General features: G+C 71.5%; 6 protein-coding genes. 3 read left to right on the top strand and 3 right to left on the bottom strand.

Annotation, left to right across the window (positions count from 1 at the left end; all coding sequences use genetic code 11):
• Positions 1 to 29 precede the first annotated feature (29 nt).
• From uvrB to E6G06_15730, 3 genes are all read right to left on the bottom strand, one after another.
• Positions 30 to 2,048: an excinuclease ABC subunit UvrB gene (gene uvrB, locus E6G06_15720; GenBank protein TML88769.1), complete on the bottom strand. Its 2,019-nt coding sequence runs from the start codon at positions 2,046 to 2,048 to the stop codon at positions 30 to 32.
• Between the two features lie 73 nt (positions 2,049 to 2,121).
• Positions 2,122 to 2,286 (bottom strand): Flp family type IVb pilin, encoded by a 165-nt coding sequence (locus tag E6G06_15725; GenBank protein TML88775.1) that lies wholly within the window; start codon positions 2,284 to 2,286, stop codon positions 2,122 to 2,124.
• Positions 2,287 to 2,408: 122 nt separating this feature from the next.
• The gene (locus E6G06_15730) at positions 2,409 to 3,014 is read right to left on the bottom strand and encodes a dephospho-CoA kinase (protein ID TML88770.1); all 606 of its coding nucleotides are present in this window, start codon (positions 3,012 to 3,014) and stop codon (positions 2,409 to 2,411) included.
• A 455-nt stretch (positions 3,015 to 3,469) separates the two neighbouring features.
• Here E6G06_15730 and E6G06_15735 point away from each other — a divergent pair, with 455 nt between their 5' ends.
• From E6G06_15735 to E6G06_15745, 3 genes are all read left to right on the top strand, one after another.
• Positions 3,470 to 5,026 (top strand): DUF362 domain-containing protein, encoded by a 1,557-nt coding sequence (locus E6G06_15735; GenBank protein ID TML88771.1) that lies wholly within the window; start codon positions 3,470 to 3,472, stop codon positions 5,024 to 5,026.
• A gap of 169 nt (positions 5,027 to 5,195) precedes the next feature.
• Positions 5,196 to 6,881 (top strand): GAF domain-containing sensor histidine kinase, encoded by a 1,686-nt coding sequence (locus E6G06_15740; GenBank protein ID TML88772.1) that lies wholly within the window; start codon positions 5,196 to 5,198, stop codon positions 6,879 to 6,881.
• Entirely contained in the window at positions 6,878 to 7,522 is a 645-nt protein-coding gene (locus E6G06_15745; protein TML88773.1) for a response regulator transcription factor, read from the top strand. The genes E6G06_15740 and E6G06_15745 overlap by 4 nt, the downstream gene beginning before the upstream one ends.
• Positions 7,523 to 7,563 lie beyond the last annotated feature (41 nt).

Below are 7,563 nucleotides of genomic sequence, written 5' to 3' on the forward strand. Positions count from 1 at the left end.
GCCCCCAGAGGCCGGGGACCGAGCGGTCGTCACACGACCTGCTTGAGCTCCCGCTTCAGGTCGTGGATCTCGTCGCGCAGGCGCGCCGCGTACTCGAAGCGCAGGTCGCCGGCGGCCTCGTGCATCTCCTCCTCGAGCGTCTGGATCAGCCGCGTCAGCTCGTCGTGCGGGAGCTCGGCGAAGTCGCTCCGCACCTTGTCGCGCGAGCGCGACCGGCGACCGCGACCGGGCACGGGCGCCTCTTCGGTGGGCCGCAGCGAGGCGAGGATGTCGGTGACCGCCTTGCGGATGGTCTGCGGGTCGATGCCGTGCTCGGCGTTGTACGCCTGCTGCACGCCGCGGCGCCGCGTGGTCTCCGAGATGGCCCGCTGCATGGAGTCGGTGACGTTGTCCGCGTACATGACCACCTGGCCGTCGACGTTGCGCGCCGCCCGGCCCATGGTCTGGATCAGCGACGTCTCGCTGCGGAGGAAGCCCTCCTTGTCCGCGTCGAGGATGGCGACGAGCGACACCTCGGGGAGGTCGAGCCCCTCGCGCAGGAGGTTGATGCCGACGAGCACGTCGAACTCACCCAGCCGCAGGTCGCGGATGATCTCGATGCGCTGGATGGTGTCGACCTCGCTGTGCAGGTAGCGGCAGCGCAGACCCATCTCGAGCAGGTAGTCGGTGAGGTCCTGGGCCATCTTCTTGGTGAGGGTGGTGACGAGCACCCGCTGGCCGCTCTCGACCCGACCGTTGATCGCCTCGATGAGGTCGTCGATCTGGCCCTTGGTGGGCTTGACGACGACCTCGGGGTCGACGAGCCCGGTGGGCCGCACGATCTGCTCGATCACCCGCCCCTCCGCCTGCTGGATCTCGTAGGGCGACGGCGTGGCCGACAGGAAGATGCACTGGTTGACCCGCTCGTAGAACTCGTCGAAGCGCAGCGGCCGGTTGTCGGCGGCCGACGGCAGCCGGAAGCCGTGGTCGACCAGCGTCTCCTTGCGCGAGCGGTCGCCCTGGTACTGCCCGTGGAGCTGGGGGACGGTGACGTGCGACTCGTCGATGACGAGCAGGTAGTCGTCGGGGAAGTAGTCGAGCAACGTGTACGGCGCCTCGCCCGGCTTCCGGCCGTCGATGTGCATCGAGTAGTTCTCGATGCCGCTGCAGAACCCGACCTCCCGCATCATCTCGAGGTCGTACTGGGTGCGCATGCGCAGGCGTTGCGCCTCGAGCAGCTTGCCCTCCTTCTCGAACCAGGCCAGGCGCTCTTGCAGCTCAACCTCGATATCGGCGATGGCGCGCTTCATGCGGTCTTCACCCGTGGCGTAGTGGGTCGCGGGGAAGATCGTGAGGTCGTCGATCTCGCCCAGGTGCTCGCCGGTGACGATGTCGATGCGGCTGATGCGCTCGATGTCGTCGCCGAAGAGCTCGACCCGTACCGCGTGCTCCTCGTACGCGGGGTGCACCTCGATCGTGTCGCCCCGCACGCGGAACTTGCCACGCACGAGGTTCATGTCGTTCCGCTCGTACTGCATGTCGACCAGCTTCGAGAGGATGTAGCGCTGGTCGTGGCGGGCGCCCATCTTCAGCCGGAGGATCTGGCGCTCGTACTCCTCCGGCGAGCCCAGGCCGTAGATGCACGACACCGACGCCACGACGATGACGTCGCGCCGGGCCAGGAGGCCCGAGGTCGCCGAGTGGCGCAGGCGGTCGATCTCGTCGTTGACCGACGAGTCCTTCTCGATGTAGGTGTCGCTCGACGGGAGGTATGCCTCGGGCTGGTAGTAGTCGTAGTAGGAGACGAAGTACTCGACCCGGTTCTCGGGGAAGAACTCGCGGAACTCGTTGGCGAGCTGCGCCGCCAGCGACTTGTTCGGTGCGATCACCAGCGTCGGTCGCTGCACCTGCTCGATGGTCCACGCGATGGTCGCGCTCTTGCCGCTGCCGGTGATGCCGAGGAGCGTCTGGAAGCGGTTCCCCGCGCGCACGCCCTCGGCCAGGGCCTCGATCGCGTTGGGCTGATCGCCGGCGGGGGCGAAGTCGGAGACGACCTTGAACGGCGGCATGCCCCGTGGATGCTACCGAGGGGGTGTGACAACAACGGTCAGCGACGGGCGCCGCCCCCGGGGTGGGTCGGAGTCAGCTCCCGCTGAGCGATCCGCCGAGGTCGCTCAGCTTGGTCGACGTGCTGTTCCCGAGCAGGCTGACGGCGGCGAAGCACACCATCGCGATGAGCGCCAGGAGAAGCGCGTACTCGACCAGGCTCGCGCCTCGTTCGCTCCGCGTCGCTCGCACCCAGGCCATCCAGACGAGACCGACCACTGCTGCCTTCTTTCCCCTGTGCCCGCACCGAGACGGGCGTCCGCCCTTCTCTTCGGAAGGCCCGGGCCCCGGCTGAATAGGGCACCTGGATCATCGCCATCTCGTCACAGCTCGCCGGCGGCCCGCAGGCCCTCGATCCAGGCCCACGCCGCGTCCACCTGGTGCTCGAGCGCCTCGGGCGACCCGGAGTTGTCGATCACGAGGTCGGCGTGGGCCAGCCGCTCCTCCCGGCTGACCTGGGCCGCCACCCGCCGCCGGGCGTCGGCCTCGTCCATGGCCCGCTGCTCCACCAGGCGCCGGATGGCCGTCTCGGGCGGGCAGTCGACGACGATGACGGGCGTCCCGGTGCGTCCCGACTCGACGAGCAGGGGGACGTCGAGCACGACGACGTGGTCGGTCCCGGCCTCCGCCGCCAACTGCTCGTTGATGAGCACGCCCACCGCCGGGTGCGTGATGGCCTCGAGATCGGCCCGGGCCTCGGGGTCCGCGAACACGATGGCGGCGAGGGCGCGCCGGTCGATGGTGCCGTCGGCCGCCAGGATGCCGGGCCCGAAGCGGTCGACCACGCCCTGATAGGCCGGGCCACCGGGCTCGACCACCCTGCGGGCGACCACGTCGGCGTCGACGATCACGGCTCCCCGTGCGCTCAAGAGCCGGGACACGGTCGACTTGCCCGAGCCGATCCCGCCCGTCAGGCCCACCACCAGCATCAGGGCGAGGACCCTACCGGGCGGACCGCCTCCGAGGGTGCGCCGGTCACCCGACGGAGACGGTCCACACTGGAACCGATGTCCTCGGCGCTCCACGACCGCCTGGCCGCTGCGTTGCGTGACGCGCGCGGGCCCGATGGCGGCTTCGGGCCCCGTGCGGGCCAGGCCGCCGAGGCCGAACCGACGGCAGTCGCCGCGCTGGCGCTCGACGACCCCGCCGGGCGCGGCTGGTTGGCCGACCACCAGCACCGGGACGGACGCTTCACCGTGGTGCCGGGCCCGGTGGAGAGCACCTCGGCGACCGCGCTGGCGGCCCTCGCGCTCGACCCCGGTCCCGCCCGAGATCGGGCCCTGGCCGTGCTGCCGAGGCTCCGCGCCCGGCGCGCCGCGGCAGACCGGCTCGTGCCCCACGACACCGCCACGAGGGGGTGGGGCTGGACGCCCACCACCTTCGGATGGGTGGAGCCCACCGCATGGGCCGTGCTCGCCCTCCGTCGGCTGCGCCCCGCCGCGCCCGAGATCGCGGACGGGTTGCGCGTGCTCGCCGACCGGGAGTGCGTCGGCGGCGGCTGGAACTACGGCAACCGCGTCGTCTACGGCGAAGCCCTCGCGCCCTTCGTGCAGACGACGGCGGCCGCCGTGCTCGCGCTGCAGGGCGCCCAGCCCGACCTGCTCGCGCGCGGCCGCCGCATCCTGCTCGAGCGGGCCATCGACGAGCAGGGCGGCCTCTCGCTCGCGCTCACCCTCGCCGCGCTGCGCCTCACTGGCGGCGAGCCGCCCGCCGAGCTGGAGGACGCGCTGGCCGCCCGCTTCGCGGCGACCGCCTTCCTGGGCGACGTGGCCGCCACGGCGTGGGCCGCGCTCGCGACCGGGCCCGGTCTCGAGCGGCTGCGGGTCGGCGGCGAGCCATGAGCACGCCGACCGGCCCCGGAGACCACGAGGAGTCCGCGACCCCGGGCATGGACCGCCGCACCTTCCTGCTCCGCACGGCCGAGGTCGGCCTCGGGGTCGCCGCCGCGGGACTGGTGGGCGCGAGGCTGCTCCAGCACCCGGCACGCCCGTGGGACCGGTCGGCCTTCCCACCTGTCGGCCGCTCACGGGTGGCGGTGCTTCGGGCCACCTCCTACGACCGCGACCTCGAGGCCGTCGTCGCCGACGGCCTGCGCCAGGTGGGCGCCGACGTGCGCGGGAAGACCGTGCTCCTGAAGCCCAACCTCGTCGAGTTCGACCCGTTGACCGCCATCAACACCGACCCCCGCCTCGTGGCCGCCGCCGTGGTCGCCTTCCGGCGTCTCGGCGCGGCATCGGTGAGCGTGGGCGAGGGGCCCGGCCATCGCCGCGACACGGAGTACGTCGTGAGCCGGTCCGGGCTGCTCGACGCCCTCCGCGCGGTCGAGGCCCCGTTCGTCGACCTCAACACCGCCCCGCTCGTGCGCCGGCCGCTGCAATCCCGTTTCACCGACCTGCGGGAGCTGTGGCTCCCCGATGTCGTCGTCCGGAGTGACGTCGTCGTGTCGATGCCGAAGATGAAGACCCATCACTGGGGAGGCGTCACCCTTTCGCTGAAGAACTGCTTCGGGTGCGTGCCGGGGCGGGTGTACGGGTGGCCCAAGAACGTCCTGCACTGGGCGGGGCTCGAGCAGAGCATCGTCGACGTCGCCGCCGCCGTGCGCCCCGACATCGCGATCGTCGACGGCATCGTCGGCATGGACGGCAACGGGCCCATCAGCGGTGAGCGCAAGAACGCCGGGCTCCTGGTGTTCGGCACCGATCCGGTGGCCACCGACGCCACCGCGGCCCAGGCCATGGGCGTGGACCCGGAGCGCGTCGGCTACCTGACCGAGGCGGGCCGCTTCCTGGGGCAGGTGCACCTCGACGAGCTCACCCAGGCCGGCGAGGACCCGGGCCGGGTCGCGGTGCCGTTCCGCCTCCTGCCCGAGTTCGCCCACCTCCGCGCCGGAACCACGGCCAGCGCCCCCCCGGCGCGCTCCGGCAAGGGATCCGGCGCGTGAGGCTCAACCCCGCGCCTCGACCCGCCGAACCGACGCTCCAGGACCCCGGCTCGCGACGACGTAGCCTCGGAGGAGAGGTGGCACCGCCATAGCCCGTCAACGCACCGATCCAAGCCGCGAGCGCGGTCCTGTTCACCGCGACCCACCGGGCGCCGAAGCGCTGCCGCCCGTGCGCACGCTGCGCGCCGGCAGGGCGACGGGGATGCCGGAGATGGAGCTGACGCCGTCCGACCGGCTGGCCCCCTTCTGGCCTCTGATCCCGGGCATCCGCTGGGGCACGCTCACCGTCGGGCTCGTCATCACCGCCATCCGCCAGGTCTACGAGCTCGACGTCTTCATCTGGGGACTGGTGCTGCTGGGGTACGCGTTGTGGCGCACCTTCCGGCCGCTCCACTACTACGACGGGAGGCTCTGGAGCATCGTCGCGGTGCTCACCGAGGTCGCCCTCAACGTGTGGGCCGTCGTGGGCACGGGGTACTGGAGCTCGCCGTTCATCTTCTGCCTGCTCACCGCGGTCATGGCCGCGGGCTTCGCACGGGGCTTTGCGTTCGCGGTGCGCACTGCGCTCGCGGTCGCCTTCTGCGTCGCCGTCCCGCACTACGTCCTCACGCACAACTCCGCCACGTTCAACAAGCTCGACACCGCGCAGTGGACGGTCGAGCTGCTGCTCGTCGCGCTCGTCGCCGGTTACGCGAGCCGCCTGTTCGGCGAGGTCGAGGCCCGCCGAACCCTCGCCGTCGACCGCATGAGCAGGCTGGCCGAGGCGAACGCGCTGCTCTTCTCGCTCCACCGCGTCGCGCAGACGCTTCCCGCGTCGCTCGACCTCGACGACGTGCTGGCGTCGACGGTCTCGAGGCTCCGCGACCTCATCGACTTCGACACCGCGGCAGTGCTGCTGCGCGACGACGCGACGTCGGGTTGGATCCTGGGCAAGGCCGAGGGCGTGCGCCCCGAGCTGACGCTGCGCGACGCCGACCTCCCTCCGCCTCTGCGTGCGGCCGCGGCGGGCGCGGGCAGCATCCTGATCGCCGACCTCTCGTCGGGCGAGGGACCGGGCCTGGGCCAGCTCTCGCGATCGGGGCTCTACTCCCCGCTGCGGGCGCGTGACAGCCTCGTCGGCCTCATCGCCCTGGAGCACCAGGCGCCCGACCACTTCGGGCGACGTGAGCTCGGCCTCTTCGACGGTTTCGTCGAGCCCGCGGCGCTCGCGATCGACAACGCACGGTGGTTCGGCCGCCTGCGCACAATGGGCGCCGAGGAGGAGCGGTCGCGCATCGCGCGCGACATCCACGACCGGATCGGCCAGGCGCTCGCCTACCTGGCGTTCGAGCTCGACCGCATCACGAAGCGATCGCGCACCGAGCTCGTGCACCCGGAGCTCGAGCAACTACGCACCGACGTGCGCACCGTCGTCACCGAGGTGCGCGAGACGCTCTACGACCTCCGCACCGACGTCACCGACGAGCACGACATGGCCGAGACCCTCGACGAGTTCCTCAAGCGGGTCGCAGAGCGGGCCGATCTTGAGATCACGTTCCGGCACAGCAGCACCGGACGACTCCCGCTCGTGATGGAACGGGAGCTCTGGCGCATCGCCCAGGAGGCCATAACCAACGTGGAGCGCCACGCCAACGCCGCCCACCTCAGCGTCCGCTGGGAGTGCGACGGGCAGAACGCCCAGCTGACGGTCGCAGACGACGGCGAAGGCTTCGAGTCGGGCTACGCCGGCCGCCTCGACTCCTACGGGCTCACGGGCATGAGAGAACGCGCGGATGCGGTCGGCGCCCGCATCGACATCGACTCTGCGCCGGAGCGAGGCACCACCGTTCGCTGCCGACTGGAGGCACCCGCATGACCATCCGCCTGCTGCTCGCCGACGATCACCGCATGCTGCGCGAAGGCCTGCGACGCACCCTCGAGGAGGAGGGCCTCGAGGTGGTGGGTGAGGCGGCCGACGGCGAAGAGGCGCTGCGCCTGGCGGCCAAGCTGCGTCCAGACGTCGTGCTCATGGACGTCACCATGCCCGTGCTCGACGGCGTGGAGGCCACCCGCCAGCTCCACGATCACCTCCCCGAGATCCCGGTCGTCATCCTCACCATGCACTCGGACCGCGAGGTGCTCGCCCGCGCCATCCGCGCGGGCGCCGCCGGCTACCTCGTGAAGGACTGCTCGACCGACGAGGTCGTGCGGACCGTGCGCCTGGCGGCCAACGGTGAGACCGCGCTCTCGCCCGAGCTGGCGGCGTCGATGCTCGCCGAGGCACAGCGGGCCGACACCCCGGCCGAGGAGCTCGACCCCATCATCAGCAGGCGTGAGGAAGAGGTGCTGCAGCTGGTGGCCGACGGCCTCTCGACGTCGGAGGTCGCCGCCAAGCTCTACATCAGCATCAAGACGGTCAAGAACCACCTCGCCTCGATTTACGAGAAGCTGGACTCCCGTGACCGCACCCAGGCCGTCCTCCGGGCCGTGCGCATGGGCATCATCCGCCTCGACTGAGCGCTTCCGCACAACGTCACCAGATGGCGTCTCAAGGCGGC

This window comes from Actinomycetota bacterium, assembly GCA_005888325.1.
Lineage (GTDB): Bacteria > Actinomycetota > Acidimicrobiia > Acidimicrobiales > AC-14 > AC-14.